The 21547-nt window shown below is 56.7% G+C and carries 15 protein-coding genes and 1 pseudogene; 7 read left to right on the top strand and 9 right to left on the bottom strand.

Features of this window, described 5'->3' with window-relative positions:
* The first annotated feature begins 83 nt into the window (after positions 1-83).
* Together AC6T8Q_RS20215 and AC6T8Q_RS20210 are read left to right on the top strand one after the other, a co-directional pair.
* Positions 84-1082 (top strand): PstS family phosphate ABC transporter substrate-binding protein, encoded by a 999-nt coding sequence (locus AC6T8Q_RS20215; protein ID WP_500680805.1) that lies wholly within the window; start codon positions 84-86, stop codon positions 1080-1082.
* 84 nt (positions 1083-1166) lie between these two features.
* On the top strand, positions 1167-2450 hold the full coding sequence (locus tag AC6T8Q_RS20210; RefSeq protein ID WP_500680804.1) for a YbaY family lipoprotein: 1284 nt from the start codon (positions 1167-1169) through the stop codon (positions 2448-2450).
* Positions 2451-2523: 73 nt separating this feature from the next.
* Here the strand turns inward: AC6T8Q_RS20210 and sdhB are convergent, their stop codons facing one another.
* From sdhB to AC6T8Q_RS20195, 3 genes are all read right to left on the bottom strand, one after another.
* Positions 2524-3369, bottom strand: a complete 846-nt coding sequence (gene sdhB / locus AC6T8Q_RS20205) for a succinate dehydrogenase iron-sulfur subunit (protein WP_500680803.1) — start codon at positions 3367-3369, stop codon at positions 2524-2526.
* 65 nt (positions 3370-3434) lie between these two features.
* Positions 3435-5447, bottom strand: a complete 2013-nt coding sequence (gene sdhA, locus AC6T8Q_RS20200) for a succinate dehydrogenase flavoprotein subunit (protein ID WP_500680802.1) — start codon at positions 5445-5447, stop codon at positions 3435-3437.
* A 175-nt stretch (positions 5448-5622) separates the two neighbouring features.
* Positions 5623-6462 carry a succinate dehydrogenase cytochrome b558 subunit gene (locus AC6T8Q_RS20195; RefSeq protein WP_500680801.1) on the bottom strand — a complete coding sequence of 280 codons (840 nt, stop codon included), beginning with the start codon at positions 6460-6462 and terminating at the stop codon, positions 5623-5625.
* Positions 6463-6983: 521 nt separating this feature from the next.
* On the opposite strand from AC6T8Q_RS20195, the gene AC6T8Q_RS20190 reads away from it, so the two are divergent.
* The 4 genes from AC6T8Q_RS20190 to AC6T8Q_RS20175 all read left to right on the top strand — a co-directional run bounded on the left by AC6T8Q_RS20190 (position 6984) and on the right by AC6T8Q_RS20175 (position 11946).
* A complete protein-coding gene (locus AC6T8Q_RS20190; protein WP_500680800.1) occupies positions 6984-9101 on the top strand; it encodes an AMP-binding protein in 2118 nt (705 codons plus the stop codon).
* Between the two features lie 6 nt (positions 9102-9107).
* Positions 9108-10028, top strand: coding sequence for an alpha/beta fold hydrolase (locus AC6T8Q_RS20185; protein WP_500680799.1), 921 nt, complete (start codon positions 9108-9110; stop codon positions 10026-10028).
* 129 nt (positions 10029-10157) lie between these two features.
* Positions 10158-11168 carry a fatty acid desaturase family protein gene (locus tag AC6T8Q_RS20180; protein ID WP_500680798.1) on the top strand — a complete coding sequence of 337 codons (1011 nt, stop codon included), beginning with the start codon at positions 10158-10160 and terminating at the stop codon, positions 11166-11168.
* A 130-nt stretch (positions 11169-11298) separates the two neighbouring features.
* On the top strand, positions 11299-11946 hold the full coding sequence (locus AC6T8Q_RS20175; RefSeq protein ID WP_500680797.1) for a hypothetical protein: 648 nt from the start codon (positions 11299-11301) through the stop codon (positions 11944-11946).
* A gap of 96 nt (positions 11947-12042) precedes the next feature.
* On the opposite strand, the gene AC6T8Q_RS20170 is transcribed toward AC6T8Q_RS20175, so the two are convergent.
* From AC6T8Q_RS20170 to AC6T8Q_RS20160, 3 genes are all read right to left on the bottom strand, one after another.
* Complete coding sequence (locus AC6T8Q_RS20170; RefSeq protein WP_500680796.1) at positions 12043-13584, bottom strand: tetratricopeptide repeat protein; 1542 nt, start codon at positions 13582-13584, stop codon at positions 12043-12045.
* 284 nt (positions 13585-13868) lie between these two features.
* Positions 13869-14453, bottom strand: a complete 585-nt coding sequence (locus tag AC6T8Q_RS20165; protein ID WP_500680795.1) for a hypothetical protein — start codon at positions 14451-14453, stop codon at positions 13869-13871.
* Positions 14454-14577: 124 nt separating this feature from the next.
* Positions 14578-16269 carry a S41 family peptidase gene (locus AC6T8Q_RS20160; RefSeq protein ID WP_500680794.1) on the bottom strand — a complete coding sequence of 564 codons (1692 nt, stop codon included), beginning with the start codon at positions 16267-16269 and terminating at the stop codon, positions 14578-14580.
* 566 nt (positions 16270-16835) lie between these two features.
* Between AC6T8Q_RS20160 and purH the strand changes: the two are divergent.
* Positions 16836-18407 (top strand): annotated as a pseudogene (gene purH / locus AC6T8Q_RS20155) (bifunctional phosphoribosylaminoimidazolecarboxamide formyltransferase/IMP cyclohydrolase).
* Positions 18408-18470: 63 nt separating this feature from the next.
* Here purH and AC6T8Q_RS20150 read toward each other — a convergent pair.
* Genes AC6T8Q_RS20150 through AC6T8Q_RS20140 form a run of 3 tightly spaced genes read right to left on the bottom strand, consistent with a single transcriptional unit; the run spans position 18471 to position 21416 of the window.
* On the bottom strand, positions 18471-19622 hold the full coding sequence (locus AC6T8Q_RS20150) for a 5-(carboxyamino)imidazole ribonucleotide synthase (RefSeq protein ID WP_500680793.1): 1152 nt from the start codon (positions 19620-19622) through the stop codon (positions 18471-18473).
* An 8-nt stretch (positions 19623-19630) separates the two neighbouring features.
* Positions 19631-20209, bottom strand: coding sequence for a 5-(carboxyamino)imidazole ribonucleotide mutase (gene purE / locus AC6T8Q_RS20145; RefSeq protein WP_500680792.1), 579 nt, complete (start codon positions 20207-20209; stop codon positions 19631-19633).
* Positions 20181-21416: an efflux RND transporter periplasmic adaptor subunit gene (locus AC6T8Q_RS20140; protein WP_500680791.1), complete on the bottom strand. Its 1236-nt coding sequence runs from the start codon at positions 21414-21416 to the stop codon at positions 20181-20183. Before AC6T8Q_RS20140 ends, purE begins: the two co-directional genes overlap by 29 nt.
* Between the last annotated feature and the right edge of the window lie 131 nt (positions 21417-21547).

The following is a 21547-nucleotide window of genomic DNA, read 5'->3' as shown; positions in this document are numbered from 1 at the left end:
TTCTCGTCTTTACTCATTTCCCCGAATCGCACTAAACTCGCGGCCACAAACACGTTCGACTTTGATCTTCGAGGAGGCAGTTCATGCGCATTTCCGCGATCTCACTGATGTTTTCTTTGCTGATGGCCTGGTGCGGAACCACATCCGCCACAACTACCGCCGAAGTGCCGCTATTGGATCCTAATCTTCCCTTCTATCGTCCGGTCGAGAAACTCTCCGGGGAATTGAAACTCGGCGGGTCGAACACAATGTCGCACGTGGCCTCGGTCTGGATCAACGGTTTCACGTCGTTCTATCCCGACGTAAAGATCACGGTCGACGTCAACGGCTCGCGCGATGCAGTCGATGCGGTGCAAGCGGGCGAAACGAATATAGGCCTGTTGAGCCGCACGATTTCAGAAGCGGAAGTCAAAGCCTTTCAAGATAAACTCGGCTACCCTCCAACGGTGTTGACTCCCTGCCTCGAGCGCACAGCCATTTATGTGAACAAAAACAACCCCATCGCAGGCCTGACCATCACACAACTCGATGCGATGTTCGGCACGGAATGCAAGCGTGGTGCGACGGAACCTTGCCGTACTTGGGGTCAGTTGGGCCTCAAGGATAAATGGGCCAAGCTGCCGGTGAAAGTTCACGGCCGCACGTTCGACACGGGTTCGCAAGTCTTTTTGCAAGAAGCCGTGATGCTCGACGGCAAGATGCGCGAGGATATCGTGCCTCACAAATCGAATATTGAAATCGTCGAAGCCGTGGCCAAGGACGAAGGGGCCATCGGCTTTGGCGGACTGTCGTATGCCACTTCCGACGTGAAAGCCGTGCCGTTGGCGTTGTTTGAAGGTCAGCCGTTCGTTGCGATCGATTCGCCAGAAGCCGATCAAGGCCTTTATCCGCTTGTGCGGCGTTTGCAATTGGTCGTGAAACACGATCCCAAGCAAGAGCTTAGCCTGGTTGAACGCGAGTTCATCAAATACGTGTTTAGCCAAATGGGCCAAGAAGACGTAATCAAAGCCGGATATCAAGCGATCCCCGCCCGCCCGGCCCGCGTAGCCCTCGACGCCATCGGCCTCGGTCTCTCACGCTAAACAAATTGTCCTAGCCGCAGGCGGCAGCCAGCGGTCCAGAAGTACATACATATCAATTCAAAAAACTCATTCGAGAAACCTTCCATGAAGCTTCCACAACTCGTCGGTTTGGCAAGTTGGTTCGCTTTGTTAGTCTTAACGGCCGAACTCTCCAGCGCTGTTGATTCCACACGTGCGACGAGCCAAACGAGCAGCGCGCCCAACTGGGCTAACTCGACGTTCAACGACCCAGCCTACGGCTACGGCACGTCGTTGCCCGATTCGAGCACCGACCGCAATCGCACTTCGACACAACCGACGTGGAGCGATCCCACACGGCAATCGTTCGATCCGCGGTTATCGACGCAGCTCGATCCTAACTTTTCGCCGATTCCTTACAATCAGACCGCTCAGCAGTGGCGGCTCGGTATTTTCCCCGAAGACACCGACACCGGTGTCGTGGTGAAAGAAGTCGTGCGTGGCTCTGCCGCTGAACGTGCAGGGCTGGAAGTCAATGACCGCATCCTTGCCGTACATGGTTATCAAGTCGGCTACGTCAACGGCGTGGTCTTCGACATCGGTCAGGAAATCGAACGCCATGCCGACACCAAGGGCTGGGTTCGTGTTCTTGTTCAAGACAATCGCAACGGTCGGTTGATGAACTTGCCGATTCAACTCGATGGCCGTAACGAAGCGATCACAGGCACGATCACCTACCGCGACCGTGCTGCCTTGCCGCGTGATGCCGTGGCGACGGTCGAACTGCGTGAGATCGTGCGTAGCGACATTCGCCCCGTCACGATTGCCCGCCAAACCGTGACCGGCATTCGCTCGGTGCCGGTACAGTTCTCGCTTGATTACGACCCCACGCAAATCGACAATCGCCGCAGCTACGTCTTACACGCGAGCATCACGTCGCAAGGCCGCGAGATTTACAGCATGCGGACCGACGTGCCCGTACTTGGCAATCGCCCGACCTCCAATGTTCAACTCGTGGTGGAATCGACCAGCAGCATGCCGGCGGGCACAGTCAGCAACCGCCAAGAGCAACTCGCGCAGATTTCGCAGTGGTTCCGCCAATATTTGGGCCGCGAACCACGGGCTCAAGAGTTGTACGTGTGGGAAGCCCACCTCGACCGCGGCGGCACCTTGGCTGATGCACAGTTGCAAATCCTGAGCACGCCCGAGTTCTATTACCAATCGAACGCCGACGATGCTGAGTACATCCGCCGGATGTTCCAACTGGTCACCAACCGCCAACCGTCGCAGCAAGAAGTTACGCAGTGGATGAACCGGCTAACGTATTACAACCGCATGCGTCCTGAAGTTGCCAAGGAATTCTTGGCAACCGCCGCCACAGCCCAGGCCCGCCAACCGGGACGGCTGTAAAACTGATTTCTATTAGCCGGAGAGCCACGCTGTCCGGGAATAGGGATCGCCTAGCAGTGCGGCTACAGTCGGCCTACCGGTCAAACCACCGCTTGAACATATACCACGTGAGTTGCCGACCCGCGCGGGCGATTTCGCGAGTGAGCGGAATATTCTTCGGGCAGACGGCCACGCAGTTTTGGGCGTTGCCGCAAACTTGCAAACCGCCGGGGGCCTTGAGTGCATCGAGGCGTTCGTTGGCGCTCATTTCGCCCGTGGGATGGGCGTTGAACAGCATCGCTTGGGCGACCGCGTTCGCGCCAACAAAGCCTTCGTCGTAAGCGGCGTTCTTGCGAGCTTCGTATTCGGCATCGGTTTCGTCGAAATGCTTTGTGACTTCAATCTTGCCGTACTGCGGGCACGCATCCAAACAGCAGCCGCAGGTCATGCATTCCGAAATGGGATAGCGCATTTCCTGGCTGGCTTGCGATTCCTTCGGGCCCGCACCGCGGTCGCCGTAGCCATCGACCGGAATCCAACCCTTGATCCGTTCGAGCGTGCGGAACATGCGGCTCCGATCCACGACCAGATCGCGCATCACGGGGAATTTGGCCATCGGCCGCAATTCAAATCCCGTGGGATTCTCTTCCAGCAAACGGTCGACCAGCGCCGAGCACGACTGCCGGGCCTTGCCGTTGATGACCATCGTGCAGGCTCCACAAACTTCTTCGAGGCAATTGCAATCCCACGCCACGGGGGTCGTGTTTTTGCCTTCGGAAGTCGTGGCCAACGCGGCGATCTTTTGCAGCACGCTGATGACGTTGAGATTCGGTTCGTAAGTCACGCGATGGCGTTCCCAATAGCTGGGTTCGCCAGGGCCGTCCTGGCGCATCACGCGGACTTCGAAGGAGGAAGGTTTGCTGCCGTTATGAGCACTCATTGCAGTGTTTCCGATGATTCACATGTACTTGTTCTAATTTAGCCACGGTGTTTGCACCGCGCCCATTAAACCCCTGCGCCGACCTTAACGGGTGTGGCGCTAGTCTTGGCGGCTTCGCCCGCTGCGTCCTTTTTCACTTGGCGTTCCTTCCACACTTCTTCGATCATTTCCGCTCCCACCAAGCCGTACAGTCTCGGCCGCGGCGGAATCAGCGACGTATCCACGTCCTCGAAGCTGAGCGTTGGTTCACCCTTGGTGTCAAACGTCGCCACGGTTGTCTTGAGCCATTTGCGATTCTTTTCTTCAAATTTGTCGCACCACTCTTCCGCTTGGCGGCGTTTCTCGCCTGGGTCGTTCGCGTCGATGCCACCCAATTCAAAAGCGGGCTTATAGTGAGCCCCGCGGCATTCGTCGCGAGCCAAAGCCCCTTTAAGAATCGCCTTGGCGATAGGGAACATATCTCTTACCGACTTGGTGAACAGGACATTTTGGTTCGTCCAATTGCCCGTGTCCGACAGCGAGCAATTCTCGATTCGCTCGGTGAGTTCGTTGACCTTATCAATCGCAGCGGTGAGTTGCTCGTTGCGACGCACTACCGTGGCGGCCTTGGTCATTACGTCGCCCAACTCTTGGTGAATCACGTAAGGATTCTCGCGGCCGCCGGTGCGTTTGAGCAGATTGTCGTGCTCGACTTGCTTGAGTGCGCGAGCGCCTCGTAGCAAGCTTGAAAACTTTTCATCGCTCGCCGAACTCTTGAGCGACTTGAACATGTTTTCAATACCGGGAGCAATGAACAATCCCGTGAAGATGCAAGAAAGCAGCGAGTTGGCTCCCAAGCGGTTCCCGCCGTGATACTGGTAGTCACATTCTCCGATCGCATACATCCCGGGAACGTGTGTCTGATGATTACGTGGCGAGCCAGGCTTTAAACCGCCGTCTTCGGCGCGCTCGAAGTCGGCCCACAAGCCCCCCATCGAGTAGTGAACTGCCGGGAAAATCTTCATCGGCACTTCGCGTGGATCAACACCCTGGAATTTTTCGTAGATGTGCAAAATGCCACCGAGCTTACGATCGAGTTCCGCCCGTGGAATATGCGTCAGATCCAAATACACGCATTGCTGATCTTTATCAACGCTCAGGCCGTCGTTCACGCAAACGTCGAATATCTCTCGCGTGGCGATATCGCGAGGGACGAGATTGCCGTACTTCGGATAACGCTCTTCGAGGAAGTAATAACGCTCGGATTCGGGAATCGATTTCGGATCACGCTGGTCATGCGGCTTGCGCGGCACCCACACGCGGCCACCTTCGCCACGCGCCGATTCGCTCATCAATCGCAACTTGTCTGCACCAGGAATCGCCGTGGGGTGAACTTGAATGAACTCACCGTTGGCATATTTGGCACCCGCTTGCACGGCACGGCTCACCGCACTCCCCGTGCAGGCCATCGACATCGTGCTGCGACCGTAAATCAAGCCGCAACCACCCGTCGCAATCACGACCGCGTCCGCCGGGAACGCGCGAATTTCCATCGACACCACGTTCTGTGCGATTGCTCCGCGGCAACGGCCATCGTCATCAATCACAGGGCCAAGGAAATCCCAGCCTTCGTACATTTCGACGGCACCGGCCGCATGCCAACGCCGCACTTGTTCGTCGAGGGCGTAGAGCAACTGTTGGCCCGTTGTGGCACCTGCGAACGAGGTTCGTTTGAACAACGTACCGCCAAAGCGGCGTTGATCGCGGAAGCCTTCCGGCGTGCGATTGAACGGAACGCCGAGTCGATCCATCAGGTCGATGATTTTAGGGGCCCAGTAAGCCATTTCCTTTACGGGCGGCTGGTGCTGCAGAAAATCACCACCGTAAACGGTGTCGTCCAAGTGCAGCCACTCGTTATCACCTTGTTGCCGGGTGAGTTCGTTGACGCTGTTGATGCCACCCTGCGCGCAAACGCTGTGCGAGCGCTTCACCGGAGTGAGGCTCATGCAATCGACGGCGATCCCCAATTCGGCCAATTTCATCGTGGCCGCCAGACCAGCCAGCCCACCACCGACGACGACAACACGTTGTTTTCCCATCCGAGTACCTTCGTTAAATTCAGTTTCACGCTGAGGCGCAGAGATCGCAGAGTATTGAGTTAACCTGAAAACCAATCTCGGCGAATCGTTGCCAAAAATCTTATTAGCGAAAATTCGTGTTGATTAGCGTTCCAGCTAGTTCACTGCGTTCTCAGCGCCTCTGCGTGATAACTCTTTATTCTTGATCCGCCGCTGCGGCGACTTCTTCACTTGGTTTTTCTTCTTCTTGAGCCCGTTTGTGTTCGTTGGGCTCGAGTTCGCCAGCCTTGACCTTGGCCTCGTACATTTGATCTTCCACTTGTTCAGCTTCGATCAACTTCTCGCCCGTGCCATACTGCCGCATGCCGAACAAGGCTCCCACGCCGACAATCGCCAGTAGTACACCGAACACTTTGCAAATCCTGAGGGCGCGGCGTTGGGCTGCTTCGCTGACCCACACGCCCCACGTGATTCCCATCGTCCAAATACCGTTGGCCAAGTGGTAGACGCACGCGAGGATGCCGATCAAATAAACCGTCACCCATACGCCGTTTTGCAGTGCTTCCCCCGCCGACGAAACGGCGTTGTATGCGCGAAATTGTGCGCCCCCCAAGGGATGCACAATGCGGTCGACCCAAAAGCTGTTATGGAACCAGCCGTGCATGTGAAACACGTGAACGCCGATGAACACGAACGCGATCATGCCGGTGATGCGCTGGAGCGTGTACCGCCGATTCGCGGCGTAAGGATAATTCCCCGTGTTGGGCATCCCTCCCGCAACGATTGCCACGCCGACAATTGCGTGGAACAAAATCGGAATGAAAATAAATGTCCACTCCACGACCGGCAAAAGTGCCCCCAAACTGTGGATTTGGTAGACATTCTTTTGAAACGTGTTGGGGCTCTCCAACACGCTGGCATTCACAAGCAAGTGGACGATCATGTAGCCACCCACCGGTATCAAACCCGAGAGCGAATGCAATCGGCGGATGAGAAAATCGTGGCGGGCCAAAAACGATGCTGGCGGACTTTCCACGCGGCATTCCTTTACAAACGCAGTCTTTGCGCGAACAGGCTGGTTTCAGAACGGACAAGTCACCGCAACCCGCCCGAAAATCCCAGTATAAAGTTCACCTCTGGACTCACAAGCCCGCCCCCTACATTGAACGACATTAGCTCAACAGCATCACAGGCCTGCATTCACGAAACAGCACGTTCCAGTCATGAGAATTTGTCCTCACTTTGATCCCGCAATTCGAGAGACTCATAAACAGCCGGCAGAGATTTCTCAAAACCTACGACCGGAACCATGCCGCCGGGTTCCAGCAAAATGCTCCCATTTCGGGGTTTCAGGCCAGTTCTGTTCTGCGGGAAATTGTGTAGAATAGGGGTCTCGCCTCGACCCTCCACGCCGGTCAGGTCCGCGATTTGCACGAACGACTATGCGCAAGACGAACTGCTTGTCTTGCCCACACATCCACTAGCACTTGTGATTTCCATCACAACACTGGCCGGCTTCCAGTTCCCATACTGATTCCGCTTCTTGATAAAGAGAATATGCACCAAGAACTTCACAGCTCGCGCAGAAAACTGGCCTTCGAAACTCCGGCGGGGACCCACCCGAGTTTAATCCACAGCCTCGAAGAACTGTCGGCAACCATTCCCACCGACGTTGCCTACACGTTCCTTCCCGAAGGTGAAGACGAAGAAATCAACATCACCTTCCGCGAATTGGAAATGCGGGCCAAAGCGGTCGCCGCGCGGCTCCAGCAACTGGCTCACCAAGGGGATCGTGCCGCCTTGGTGTACGAATCGAGCTTGGAATACATCGTCGCGCTCGTGGGTTGCTTCTATGCAGGCATCGTGGCCGTGCCGGTTTATCCTCCCGATCCGATGCGCATTCGCCGCACCGGCGCGCGGCTGCGGGCGATCTTGCAAGATTCGCAAGCCGACATCGTGCTTACTAGCAGCAACGAAGCGAACCGTTTTGGTTCTTACTTAGAACAAGCTGGTCACGTGGTCGTCACCGACGAAATTGCCGCTGAAGACAGCGAAGATTACCGCCGTCCCGAAATCGGTCCTGAAACGCTGGCCCTCTTGCAATACACGTCGGGCTCGACCGGTCGTCCCCGCGGTGTGATGCTGACCCATTCCAACTTGATGTTCAACTTCGAGCACATCAAGAAATTCGACGAACCCAATGCCGTGGCCGTGTCCTGGCTTCCCATGTATCACGACATGGGCCTTATCGGTCTCGTGTTACAAGTTTTGCAAAGCGGTCGCCGCACCGTGCTGATGTCGCCCCTGTCTTTCGTGAAACGCCCCGTGCGTTGGCTCAAGGCGATTACCAAGTACAAGGCCTACGCCACGAGCGGCCCAAGCTTCGCCTACGATCTCTGCGTGCAGAAGATTTCTGACGAAGAAATGGCCGAGCTCGATCTCAGCTCGTGGACCTTGGCTTGCAATGGTGCCGAGCCCGTCCGCCCCGACACGATGCGCCGGTTCGCCGAGCGATTTGCCGCGGTCGGGTTTCGTTACGAAACGTTTTATCCCTGCTACGGCTTGGCCGAAGCTACGCTTATTGTCAGCGGTGGCGACAAAGCCGCCGAGCCGATCATTCGCAATTACGATTCGCACGAACTTGCCGACAATCACGTCGTGCCTGTTGCCGACGGCCAAGGCCGCGCAATTGTTGGTTGCGGAATCAGCGTTGACCGTCAAGACATCGCGATTGTCGATCCCGCGACGCTCACCCGCAGTGCCCCCGATCAGATTGGCGAGATTTGGGTCCGCGGCCCCGGCATTGCCCAAGGATATTGGAATAGTCCGTCGGCCACCGCCGAAACATTTCAAGCAACCCTCCCCGGCGAGGAAGGCACGTTCCTCCGCACGGGCGACATGGGCTTTCTTGATAACGGCGAGTTGTTTATCACGGGCCGTATCAAGGATTTGATTATCGTCCGCGGCCGCAATCACTATCCCCAAGACATCGAGCGCACCGTCGAAGGGGCCCACCCTGCGCTGCGTCGTGATCACGTTGTTTCGTTCGGCATCGACGTTGCTGGCGAAGAGCGTGTGGTTGTCGTGTGCGGCGTGATGCGTGCCCAAAAGCTCAATCAGCAAGAATTGTTCTCCGCCGTGCGAGCCGTGTTGGCTCAAGAGCACGAACTTGGCCCTCACGCGATTGTGCTCGTCAAAGGAAGTGAAATCCCCCGCACGAGCAGCGGCAAACTCCAGCGCCGGGGCTGCAAGGATTTGTATCTCCGAGGCGAACTCGAAATCGTCGGCCAATGGACCGAAGATTCCATTACTGAACCGGCCGTTCAAGTCACGCCGCTCGCGAAAAGCCCGCTTGTGATCGAGCCATTGCTCAATGGCCATGCGGCCATGCAGCGGAGCATCGTCGAGGTGGTCGTCGGCATCATTCGCGAATTGAAAGAGTACTCCGCTTCCGTAGCCGTGACCGAGAATTCACAACTCTTTGCCGATCTCGCCATCGAATCGATCGACTTGGTGATGCTCAACGAGCTTGTCGAAAGGCATTATCATCGCCAGTTCCCGTTTGCCGATTTCATGGCCGAGTTGGGCCGTCTCGATCAACGCGACGTCTCCATTAGCCAGTTTGCCAATTTCATCCGTCTGCAACTCGAAGCTGACGGCGCTCCTCACGCCTAGAACGACATGCCCCACATCCAACTCGGCAATCTGAAATTTCACTATCAACAGTGCGGCCCGGTCGGCGCGCCGGACGTTGTGTTGATCCACGGCGTGACGGGTAACCTCGCGGTCTGGATGCTCAGTGGTTTGATGGCCAAGCTCGGCAAGCAGTTTCGCGTCACGGCCTACGACATGCGCGGCCACGGCTACAGCGATACGCCCGCTGAGCATTACACTAGCGCCGACATGGCCGCCGACTTCGCCGCTTTGCACAGTGAGCTGAATCTCAAGCCAGCTCTTGTCATGGGCCACAGCTTCGGTGCATCGGTTGCTTTGCACGCGGCTCAGGATTACCCGCATCTCGTTCAGGGGGCAGTGCTCTCCGATCCGTTTATTCCCGCCCTCCATCATTTGCAGGCAAATCCCAAACGGTGGCTTGGCTTTCGAGCTTATAAGAAGAACGCCGCGACTGCCGGTATGGCCATCGCCGGCAATCTCTGGAATTTGCACGACATGCTCCAGCAAGCCGCCAATCTCTCGCCGCGCAAGAAAAAGATGTTTATCGAACGCGCCGGTGAAGCGACACTCAATCGGCTTGTCCGGTTGGCGGGTACCAGTTGTGGCAAGGATGTCGCCGATCAGGCTGGTCTCACCATCGACAGCATCCCCGACATCACAACTCCGTGCGTATGTCTGCACGGTGAATTCTCGCCGTTTTTGCCGATGTGCCTCAAACTCATCGAGCTGTTACCGAACTGCGAAAAAGACGTGGTCCCCAAAGCCCAGCACTTTGCCTTTGAAGAAAACCCCACCGATTTCATCGATCGGGTCGAGCGAAACTTCTGTGGCATGGTGGGCTTCGAGCCGACGGCCCCCTCCATTCCGCTTGATCATGCCCGCCACAACGTCATGACCGACACGCCGTCTGGTCGGGTGAGACTATAATCGAATTAATTGGAGTCGCCCACCGAGCGGCTTTGGCGATAGAATTGCGGAATGCAAGTTGTACCTAGCGCACCTGGCGCGATCAGGATTTAGTTTCCCAACTCTCGCCTCCATGCTGGCGGAGCCGTTATGAGACTCACCCAATTTTCCGACGCCGAAAAAGAAGCCATCGCCAACCGCAAGACGGCACTTCGCTTCCTGTTTTTCCCAGCGCAGATTTTTTCGATGGTGATGGTCGCTTACCCGTGGCCGACCGATCATTGGGCGGTGCGCGTGTTTTGGATTCTGGTCACCAGCTACTTCATGTTCTGCTGGACAAGCTGTTTTCATGAGACAGCCCACCAAACGCTCTTTAGCTCGCAGCGACTGAGCGTTCTCTTGGGCAAGGTGCTGGGCTGGCTGATGTTCGTTCCTTACACGTCCTACCGAGAGACCCACATTCGCCACCACGCCTACCTAAACAAACCCAACGACTGGGAACTCTGGCCGTATTCCGATCCCAGTGCCCCGCGCTGGTTTCGTAAGATTTTCGCCTGGTGCGATCTCTTTTTGGGCGTGCTGACCGCACCGATTGTTTATGGCCGGATTTACTTCCACCAAGATTCGCCGCTCAAACCTGAGCAGCGCCGCGCGATTCGTGGCGAATATATCGGCATGGCCTGCTTCTGGGCGGTTGTGCTGGGCATCGTCGCTTACTACGACCGCTGGTCGACGTTCGCGCTCGTGTGGGTCATCCCCTACATGCTCGCGGGCTTCTTCCAAAATGGCCGCAAGTTGACCGAGCATCTCGGCATGAAAAGCTACGACCCGTTGCATGGCACGCGGACCGTGATTGCCGATAATGTCATCACCAAGTTTTGCACTTTCCTGAATTTCGACATCTTCGTCCACGGTCCGCACCACCGCCACCCGCGGGTGTCGCACGACCAATTGGAAGAGCTCACCAAGAAATACGCCGCCGAGCAGGCCACCAATCCGTTGCCGCTCTACCCAACTTACTTTAGCGCAACACGCGACATGCTCTATTGGTTCTTCAAGGAGCCCGGCGTGGGGGTCAACGTTGGTGCCGATTGGCCCGGCCAATCCGAGCAAGTCGACGACTTCGTGGCCGACGTCACCGAAGAAGTGATCAACGCCTAGGCGGGTCTTCTTCAGCCGGTGGTGCAGTAATGTGCTAGCACTCCTCTTCATGTTGCCCCCAGTCTTGGGACGATAAAGCCAAGAGCGATCTCGGTTCGAAATGCATTTTGATTGCGCAGGGAGGCGTGTCATGTTTTGCTCCGAATGCGGCGCCCAGGCCGCAGGGAAATTCTGCTCGACATGCGGAACCAAACTGCAACCGATCGTTGCATCCTCGACGGAAACGATTGCCCTCCCCACCGATTGGTCCGACCTCATCGAATACGAAACACTGCTTCGTATCGCCGAGGTTCGCGATCTCATCGCTCGCGCGGCCAGCCAATCGAAGAAAGCCATGACCGGCGAAGACTTTCTCGAAATGTCAGGCAAAGCACTCGGCAAAATGGCCGGCTTGCCAATTTCGCTCCCCATGACCAGCATTGCCCATTTCGCACAATCCACCTATGCCAAGCTTGGCATTCAGACCGGCAAATCACGCAATGATTTCATCGCCCAGCCCGTAGGTCGGATTCTGGTTGCGCTCTTATGCTCGCTCGCGCGTGCCGGCCGCACAGTCCGCGGCGCGCATCAGCTCACCGACGGTTGTATTCTTGTGGCCGCTTTGCCGTCGGACTTATTTGCCCTCGAAGGGGATTTGATCATCACGGTTGCCCGTGCTCCGGGAGGCAGTCGCGTTGAAGCCAAGACCGAAATCAAAGGCCAGCTTTTCGATTGGGGCAAGAGCACCCGCTGCCTCGACGCGCTGTTCGCGGAGCTCGTCTCAGTCAAAGCCGCGTAGGCGAGCCCACTTCAGTGGGCGGTGAGATCTCAACAAAAAAAGCCGGCGAATGCTTTCGCATCCGCCGGCTCAAAGATCATCAAATGAAAAGCCAGATCAGTTATTCTTCGCTTTCAAATCATCGATTCGTTTGGCATAAGTTTCCGCGGTGGAACTGCGGCCCAACTGCCGTAAGGCTTCCACGGTCCCTTCTAATGCCTCGATGTTATCCTCATCGTATTGCAGGGCCAGATCAAACGCATTAAGGGCCTTATCGTAGTTTTCGAGCATCATGTAGGTCAGGCCGCGCTTGACGTGACTGTCAGGGTTGCTCGGCTCGACGCGGATCGCTTCATTGAAATTGTCGGCCGCACGGTTGTATTCACCGAGTTGCAAGTAAGCCAAACCTCGATTGATGTAAGGCAGCGAGAAATTCGGGTTTTTAGCAATCGCTTCGCCGTAAGCATCGATGGCCGAACGATAATCCCCCTCTTCCACGAATGTGAAACCCGTCCACATGTGAGGCAAGGGATCGGTATAGTCAATCGCCGCGGCTTGTTGGAAGTCGCCACGCGCTAGACGGTTCTCGCCTTGCAGGTGCCAGCAAATGCCACGTTTGCGATAAGCTTCGGACGCATAAGACCCCGATTCCCCCGGCGGAAGCTGTTGAATTGCGTCGGTCAAAGCTTTAATCGCTTCGCCGTAGTTGCCTTGCATCCGTTCTGCGACGCCTTTGGTATACAGAGCGTTGCCTGAGATAGGATATTGTTCAGGCATTTCCGCGAGTACTGCGTCGGCATCTTGGATGGCGTTTTTATAAAACTCTTCTTGCTTCTCGGTGGGAGTTTTCGGATCGCTGGCCAATTTCATATAGGCATTGGCGCGTTGCAGATATCCTTGGACGTAAATCTTCGGATCAGCACTGTCCTGCTTCTCACGATTCTTATAGTTCTCGATTGCTTTGGTGAGGGCCTCGATGGCATTGGGCAACTTTTCGGGCTTATCTTGATATTGATAAATTGTGGCTTGTACCGAGTAGGTTTCAAAATCGTCGTTCTTCAACTCGACCGACTTTGCCAAATCTGCTTCTGCTTCGTCAAAGTGACGCATCTGAGTGTGAGCCAACGCGCGGTTGCGATAAGCTTTCGCGTTATTGGGGTCAAGCTCGATGGCTTTGTTCAAGACTTGCAAGGCACGCGTGGGGTTCTGCACGTTGTTCACGAGCAAGTCACCCAAGTTGGCCACGATCTCAGGATTGTTGCGATCTAATTCCATGGCGTTGTCAAAATCGCTCATGGCCATGTTGATGTCGCCCACTTCCCGATAGGCAATGCCACGACCCAAGTACAAGCCGGGCAGCTTTTGATTGAGATTTTCTGCCTGACGATAGACTTGCAGGGCCGACGTGAAATCCTCGAGTTCACGCAGGGCATCCGCGCGACCGACGTACGCCTCGGCAAATGTTTGATCGATCTCGGTAGCCTTGGCAAAGGCCGCGATCGCATCATCCCACTTCTTTTCCTCCATGAACTTCAGGCCTTGCTCGTAAGCAGCCGTCGCATTGGGATCGCGGGTCGCTTGGGCCTGGACTGGCACGCTCAAGACGCCCAGCAAAAGCAAGCCGAGAGCGATGTTCAAAATTCGTGGTGATGCACTCATGTGGTCTCTACCTTAATTCATGGAGACGAGTTGGTGTTCGATAGTCAAGAATAGATCAGCGGGCGCGGATTGTGCCCGATGCTTGGCCAAAATCTTGGACCAAAGCGATCCTCCATATCGTACCACTTCTCTTACGCTCGAAACCGCGAACGGGGTCGATTTGACAGGTGAAATCCGCGCACGAGGGGTGTGATTGGGGCAGACGCACGTTCTGGCGCGGGCATACCACTTCAACGGCTAATACGGAATTTTAGGCCACAGCCAGCAGACAGGCCAACAAACCGTCAGATTTTCGGCGTGGGTTGGTCGGTCTTATTGCCTGACACGGCCCAGCGGCTGTGATTCGACGAAGTGCGATTGTACTCCACCGCAAACTTGTCGGCGTCTTCGCTGGTGAAATCCCGAGCAATCGTCCGCTTGAACTTGCGGAATTCATAGATATGAATCACGTGATCCGCGGGAGGGCCAACTGGCTCTGCAGCGACTTCGGGTTCTTCGGCGACCAACTCAGCGACTTCGTCCTCTTCCTCGTCCTCAGGCTCAGCAGCAGGAGGAGCGGGCTTTTCCGCAGCGGCTTTGCCGCGAGGTTTTGGTGCAGCCTTGGCGCGAGGTTTGGGAGCCGCCTTTTCAGCCTTTTCGGTTCTAGTAGGAGTTTTACGAGCGCCACGCTTTGGTTTCGCGGGCGGAGCCTCTTCCTCTTCCTCGACTTCGTCGAGTTCGGAATCCTCTTCGTCTTCTTCTTCGTCGTCGTCCTCGTCCTCGTCTTCGTCCTCGTCTTCGTCGTCATCCTCATCATCGTCGTCGTCATCGACGAATTCGAAATCGTCGTCGTCGAACAGGTCGTCGTCTTCTTCTTTTTTGTACGGCATGACTTAACTACCAATCGGAGCGGAAAGGACGCGCGAAATACGGCCAAAAAAGAAACTTACTACGGCCGTCCACGAGTACTGGGGAAACAGCCAGTATTTGCCACCGGCGGGAGATCGTCAACCACTACCGCGAAGCCAAGCGGCTTCGAGCGGCCTGAATCCCGGCTTGCAGCACCAAATCGCTGGCAGAATCGACCGTTCCGTTGACCGGTTTGGCCACCACTTGCACCTGTTCGTGCGGTTCCACACCCCGGTGGCTGATCGGCATGCCGCTGGGCGAGTAGAATTTGGCCGTGGTCAAGCGAATACCAGCCCCGGCAAAACCAAGCGGGAAGATGCCCTGCACCGAGCCTTTGCCGAAAGAGGTTGTGCCGACGATCGTGCCGCGATTGTTGTCCTTGATCGCACCGGCGAAGATTTCGCTGGCACTGGCACTGTCGCCATCAATCAACACCACCAGCGGGACCCGCCAAGTGCCACCGTAGTGGGCTTGGTAATTAAAGTCTTCCTGGGGGCTACGGCCGCGGGTCGACACGATGTTGCCTTCGGTCAAAAACTTGTCGGCTACTTCCACCGAAGCGGTCAGCAAGCCACCCGGATTGCCACGCAGGTCCAAGACCAGCGACCGCATCCCCTGGCGATGCAAATCCCACAAGGCGGTTTCCAAATCACGAGCCGTGGTCTTTTGGAACGCTGGGATCCGGATATAAGCGATACCGAAATCCTCATCGACGATTTTGGGATTTTCCAAGCTCGGCACGTCAACGTGTTCGCGACGAATGTTCAGCACGCGAGGTTCGGTGTTGGGCGAATAAACCGTCACCCGTACGTAGCTCCCTTCGGAACCCGTGAGCATCGATGCGGCTTCGTCTGTCGAAAGTTCCGTGGTGCTCTTGCCATCAACCGCCACGATACGATCTTGAGCCAAGATGCCAGCCCGTTCTGCGGGACTGCCGGGAATGACGTGCACGATCAACAAGGCCCCATTCTCGGCTTTGAGTTCGACACCCAAGCCGACAAAGTTGCCTTCGATTTGTGAGTAGACTTCACGCAGCTGATCGGCCGTTAGGAACGATGAGTAATCGTCGAGCCCTTCGGCGGCAGCGGTGATGAATTCGAGAATCGTAGCCGTGGCTGGCACGCCCGTGCGAGATTCAACAAGCCGTGCGGTATCGTTGGCGAAGGTCACCAAATCTCGTGAGGTTTGCAAATTTCGCTGCCCGAGCAGCTGATAGACTTCTTTACGAACCTGAGAGAGCTGATTGCTCGAGAGTTGCAGGCGATTGGCGGTGATGAAATTTTTGTCGTTCAGGGCCAAATCAATGGCCGCGGCGCCCCGCGTGCCTAGCTTTCGCCAGGGTGGTTCCGCGACGTAATGGGTATTAGTCTTTTGCAGCAACTCCGTATAAAGCGACAACGCTTGATTGCGGTCGAGCGCGGTGATCGATTCCAGGAAGCTGCGATCATGGTAGCGACGCTCGACGCTGTAATGCAGCTTGGCGAGGTCGTGACGTTGTTCGATAGTTTCGTTGCCGCGGTATTCCCGCAAGGCTTCTTCGTAGTGGCTTAGCGCTTCGCCCCAGCGGTTCGTGGTTTCCAATTGCCGGCCTTTATCAAGCACGGTATTGATTGCGGTGCTGGAGTGGGCTTGCGTGCTAGTGACCGGTTCATTGCGCGAGACTTGAGCGGAGACATTACCGCCAAAGATCAAGCTCAACAAAGTGGCCGTCACGAGCAGCGAATTGCCGCGTCGTGCTGCGAGCCGCTGCCCGCGAAAAGTTTGAAGAGTTCGTTCGAGATGGACCCGAATCTGCATGAGATGCTCGTTGTCTATTGTGGGGAGGTCGCGTCCGCAGGGGTGTGGGGCAATCGCCAAGCGGTTGGTGACTTACCCTCGCCTTGAGGGACCAGCCGGGTAAGTGCGCACCGGCAGCAGACTGGGTCAGAATCTGCCGCATACGTGAATATAGGTCACGCTTAGGTGCTCGTCAAAAAACTTGCTATGCAGTTTCTTCACACTTCTGAGAGTCCCGGATCGCGCGACCGTCACAGCCCTTGCGGAATTACCCTAAGGCATCCGATTGAAACTGTGGGGGCGGACAGCGCGGTTGATCGCAACTTAAGGGATCAACCGTTTGTACCGCTTGTGCGGCTGAGGACTCCGATTCTGCGATTCGCGACGGAAAAGAGCATCCTGCCAAAAATGCCGGTTCTTCCTAACTCCGGCCACAACTGGACACTTCTACGCGGCGTCGGTTCAGCCGGTTCAAAAGCAAAATTTCGCTTCGTTGAAAGCCGTCACCAGAAGTGCTATCGTGGCTAGCCCAAGACCGCTCCCGCCACGAATCCGCAATCCAAATTCCGCACTCCGAAATTCTTTCTATGAACCCTCCGATCAAACGTGCTCTCATCAGTGTCAGCGACAAAACCGGCCTCATCGAATTCGTGCGCGAACTCGTTACAGGTGGCGTCGAAATTTTTAGCACCGGTGGCACGCGTAAGCATCTCGAAGAAGCAGGAATCAAAGTCCGCGACGTCGCCGCCTACACCGGCTTCCCTGAAATGATGGATGGCCGCGTGAAGACGCTGCATCCCAAAGTGCATGGCGGGTTGCTTTGTCGACATGACAATCCGAGTGATATGGCATCGCTCGCCGAGCATGGCATTCTGACGTTTGAACTCGTGGTGGTGAATCTGTATCCGTTCGAGCAGACGATCGCCCGCGCGGATGTCACGATCCCCGAAGCGATCGAGCAAATTGATATCGGTGGGCCGTCGATGGTCCGTTCGTCGGCTAAGAATCACGCCTTCGTCACGCTTGCCACTGGTGCGTCCCAATACGAAACGATTCTCGCTGAATTCAGAGCGAACGGTTGCACGAGCTTAGAAACCCGCCGCCAACTCGCCGGCGCGGCTTTCACGCGTACTGCCGCCTACGACACGGCGATCGCCGCTTACTTTGCCAAAATCAATGCGGCAACTGATGAAACCTATCCGCAGCGCGTGCTGCTCTCGCTCGAACGTCGCGACACGTTGCGCTATGGCTAGAATCCCCATCAATCGGCAGCTCTGTATGCATTTCCTAACACCGATCCGCATAGTTTGGTGAACGCCGAGCAGATTAACGGCAAAGAACTTTCCTTTAACAATCTACTCGATCTCGATGCAGCACTTGCGATTGCCAAGTCGCTCCCCGTGCCTGGCGTCGCGATCCTCAAGCACAACAATCCGTGCGGAGCCGCGACGGCTGCCACGTTGGGCGATGCGGTTGCCAAGGCTTGGGACGGTGATCCCTTGAGCGCGTTTGGTTCCGTCATCGGCGTGAATGTGCCGGTGGATCGTGCCATGGCCGAATACTTGGCCGAGCCAGGCCGCTTTGTCGAAGCCATTGTGGCCCCCGATTTCGATGCGGATGCCTTGGTCGTGCTCACGACTAAACCTAAGTGGCACGCCAATGTGCGGTTAATCAAAACCGGTAAATTTCTGCCGGGCGAGGGTATCACTGTCTACCGCCAGATTGATGGCGGAATGCTCGCCCAAACCGCCGACGATCTGGCCGACGATGTGAAAGCTTGGAAAGTGGTGACCGCCAAAAAACCTTCGCCCGAACTGCAAGCCGATTTGGAATTCGCCTGGGCCGTTTGCCGCCACGTGAAGTCGAACGCCATCGTGGTTGCCAAGAATCAAGGAATCGTCGGCGTGGGTGCAGGCCAAATGAGCCGCGTCGATGCCGTCGAAATCGCCATTCGCAAGGGGGGCGATTCGACGAGGGGCTGCGTGTTGGCCTCTGACGCGTTCTTTCCGTTTGAAGATTCGATCCAACAAGCCGCCGCCGCGGGCATCACGGCCATTATCCAGCCGGGCGGATCCAAACGCGATCCCGAAGTCATCGCCGCCTGCGATGCGCACGGCCTACCGATGATCTTCACCGGCACAAGACATTTTCGACATTAAAACTATATAGCCGCAACGTCCCGCTGCGGTTGCGCCCGGGACCTGCGATTCGTTGAATCGCGGCTAGGGAATCAATCGCCCACGTGCTTCCATCGCCACGTGTGCCGCATCATCCCCCAGCACCGTGAAGTGCCCCATCTTCCGTCCCGGCTTCGCTTCGGTCTTGCCATAAAGATGCAAATACCCGCGCGGCACGGCGAGCATCTCTAGCCAATCGGGCTCGCCCTTCTCCCACAGATCACCCAGCAGATTCACCATCGCTGCGGGTGTGTGCGGTTCCATCGAACCCAACGGTAGGCCACAGATCGCTCGCACTTGCTGTTCGAATTGCGAAGTCACGCACGCTTCAATCGTGAGGTGCCCCGAATTGTGTGGCCGAGGGGCGATTTCATTCACGATGAGTTCACCATCGCGTGTGAGAAACATCTCCACGCAACAAACGCCAATTAAATCCAACTGCTCGGCAATCGCACGGCCCATCGCTTGAGCCGAATCGGCAACGCTTGCCAATTCTTTCGCCGGGAATCGCGACACATCGAGAATATGATTCGCGTGGTCATTGGCAATCGGCCCACAGGTGACGATTTCGCCCGTCGTCGAGCGAGCCACAGTCACCGACAGTTCTTGCTGATACTGAATCCACCCTTCGAGGACCGCCGGCTGCTCGCCCACAAATTGCCAAGCCGCCTCAGCTTCATCGGCACTTTGTATCGTGATTTGGCCTTTGCCGTCGTACCCCGAGTCGGCCGTTTTCAACACCGCTGGGACGCCGATCGTTTGAATGGCCGCTCGCAAATCGGCGAGCGAATTCACTTCGGCAAATGGCGCGCACGGCACGCCGATCTTCGTGAGAAACTGCTTCTCTCGCAAACGATTTTGCGTGATGTACAGCACCGACCGCGACGGCCGTACGGGGGCATATTTTTCAACGACTTCAATTGCCGCCGTGGGAATGTTCTCAAACTCGAGTGTCACCACGTCGACCGATTGAGCGAACTTCGCAATCGCTTCCACGTTGGCATAGTCGGCTACCGTTTCACGATGCGAGACTTGCCCCGTCGGACTATCCACGCGCGGCGAGAAAACGTGAACATGATAACCCAGCCGAGCGGCGGCGAGCGCAAACATGCGGCCAAGTTGACCGGCCCCCAACATGCCGAGCCTGGCCCCAGGTTCCAATGAAGTTGCCGTGTTGCTGCGAAGGGTGTTGGCCATCGTGGCACTCACGAGAGTTTATCTTGGCGAACCTGATCGGTCTGTTGCTGATGAAACGCGTGCAGCTTCTCGCGCAACTCGGGGCGACTCCCCGCCAGAATGCGAATGGCCAGCAGTGCGGCGTTCTTAGCCCCTGCCGCGCCGATGGCGAGAGTCCCCACAGGCACACCCCCCGGCATCTGTACGATCGAGAGCAGCGAGTCCATCCCCTTGAGCGTGTGACTTTCAACCGGCACACCCAACACGGGCAGCACCGTTAGCGCGGCCACCATCCCCGGCAAATGAGCGGCCCCCCCTGCCCCGGCGATGATCACTTCCAGCCCGCGGCCTTCAGCGCTCTTGGCGTACTCGCACATCCACTCGGGCGTGCGATGTGCCGACACGATTTGCGATTCATGCTCGACGCCAAACTCGGTGAGCAATTCGGACGCCAATCGCATGGTGTCCCAATCACTGCAACTACCCATAATGACGCCGACAAGTGGTTTTGTTGCTTCAGCCATGCCGCCATCTTCCGCAGCTTGTGGAGGCTTGTCAACGCAACCACCCGCTCGCGGCTTAGCGCCGCTGCACGATTTTCGTGCCATCCACCACGTCATCCCCCGGGTGCATCACCACCAAATCCCCGGCGGAAAGCCCGTCGCGAATTTCCGCTTCCAAACCATTTTGCAATCCGACTTCCACGATTTGCTCGCGAGCCCCCCCATTCTCGGCACGAAACACGGCCCACTTGTCGCCCACTCGAAACAAAGCACTCGTGGGGATTTTGAGTACATCCTCGGCCTCGGCAATCACGATCCGCGCTTCCACGCGAAACCCGTCGGCAAGTTCGGTCCGCTCTTGCGGCGGGTCAACCAGATCAACAATGATGTTCACCCGCTGCTCTTCGACTCCCAAGGTGGAAATCTTGGTAAAGGCCGACGGCTCGACCAGTCGCACCCGGCCTTGCAGCGTGTGATCTCCTCCCCAATGTTCCAGATACACCAAAGCCCCCGGCTGCACCTTGACCGCATCCCGCGAAAGGACGTCGATCTCGACTTCCAAATCCGTGGGATCACCCAACTCCAACAGCGAAGCGCCTGGAGCCACGACGGCACTACTTTCTTGAAAAACCCGCAGCACCCGCCCATCGATAGGGGAACGAATCGGGAAATTCCAGCCATTCGTTTCTTCTGATACCGTCTGCGCGGGCGGATTCTCCGAGGGTGGCCGCGAACGCATCAGCGCCGCGCGTGCTTGCGCCAACTCGAACTTAGCAATCTCCTTATTTTGCTGCGCCGAGCGCAACAAAGCTGCCTGTATGCGCGAGGCAAGCAGTTTGCTTTCGATATCCGAATCCGAGACCGCTTGGGGATTCTTTTTCTCCACTTCGCGGACTCGCTTGAGTTCCGACTCGGCGTATTGCTGCGCGGCGGTCACTTCCTCGAGCAGCGGTTCCATCTTTTCGAGCGAGGCCTCGGCACCTTTCACCCGGGCTTCCGCTTGAGCGATCGTGCGGGCGTCCAACAACTCCGGATCACGCGGTTCAATTACGGCCAGCAGCGTGTCGTCGGCTTCCACTTCGTCGCCGGGATCCATGTTGATCCGCAACACCCGCCCCGCCAGCGGTGCCGACACAACGTACTTCTCGCGAATTCGCGTCTTGCCGTCTTCATCAACCGTCACTTCCATCTTCCCGCGCGTGGACTCGGCCAAATCGACGGCGACCGGCTCGGGAACCAATCCCCAGCCAATAGCCACGACAATCGCCGCCGCAAAGAGCACCAGCAAGAGTTTGCGATATTTTGATTTCATACTTATATTCTGTCATTCTGAAGGAGCTTAGGCGACTGAAGAATCTAGGTTCCATTCCCTTCGATGTTCCATCGTTTTCGCTGGTGTCAACCAGATCCTTCGGTCGGTGAGCCTCTCTCAGGATGACTGCA

Source organism: Bythopirellula sp. (assembly GCF_041737835.1).
Taxonomy (GTDB): domain Bacteria; phylum Planctomycetota; class Planctomycetia; order Pirellulales; family Lacipirellulaceae; genus Bythopirellula.
This window is presented reverse-complemented; position numbering and strand designations above follow the sequence as displayed.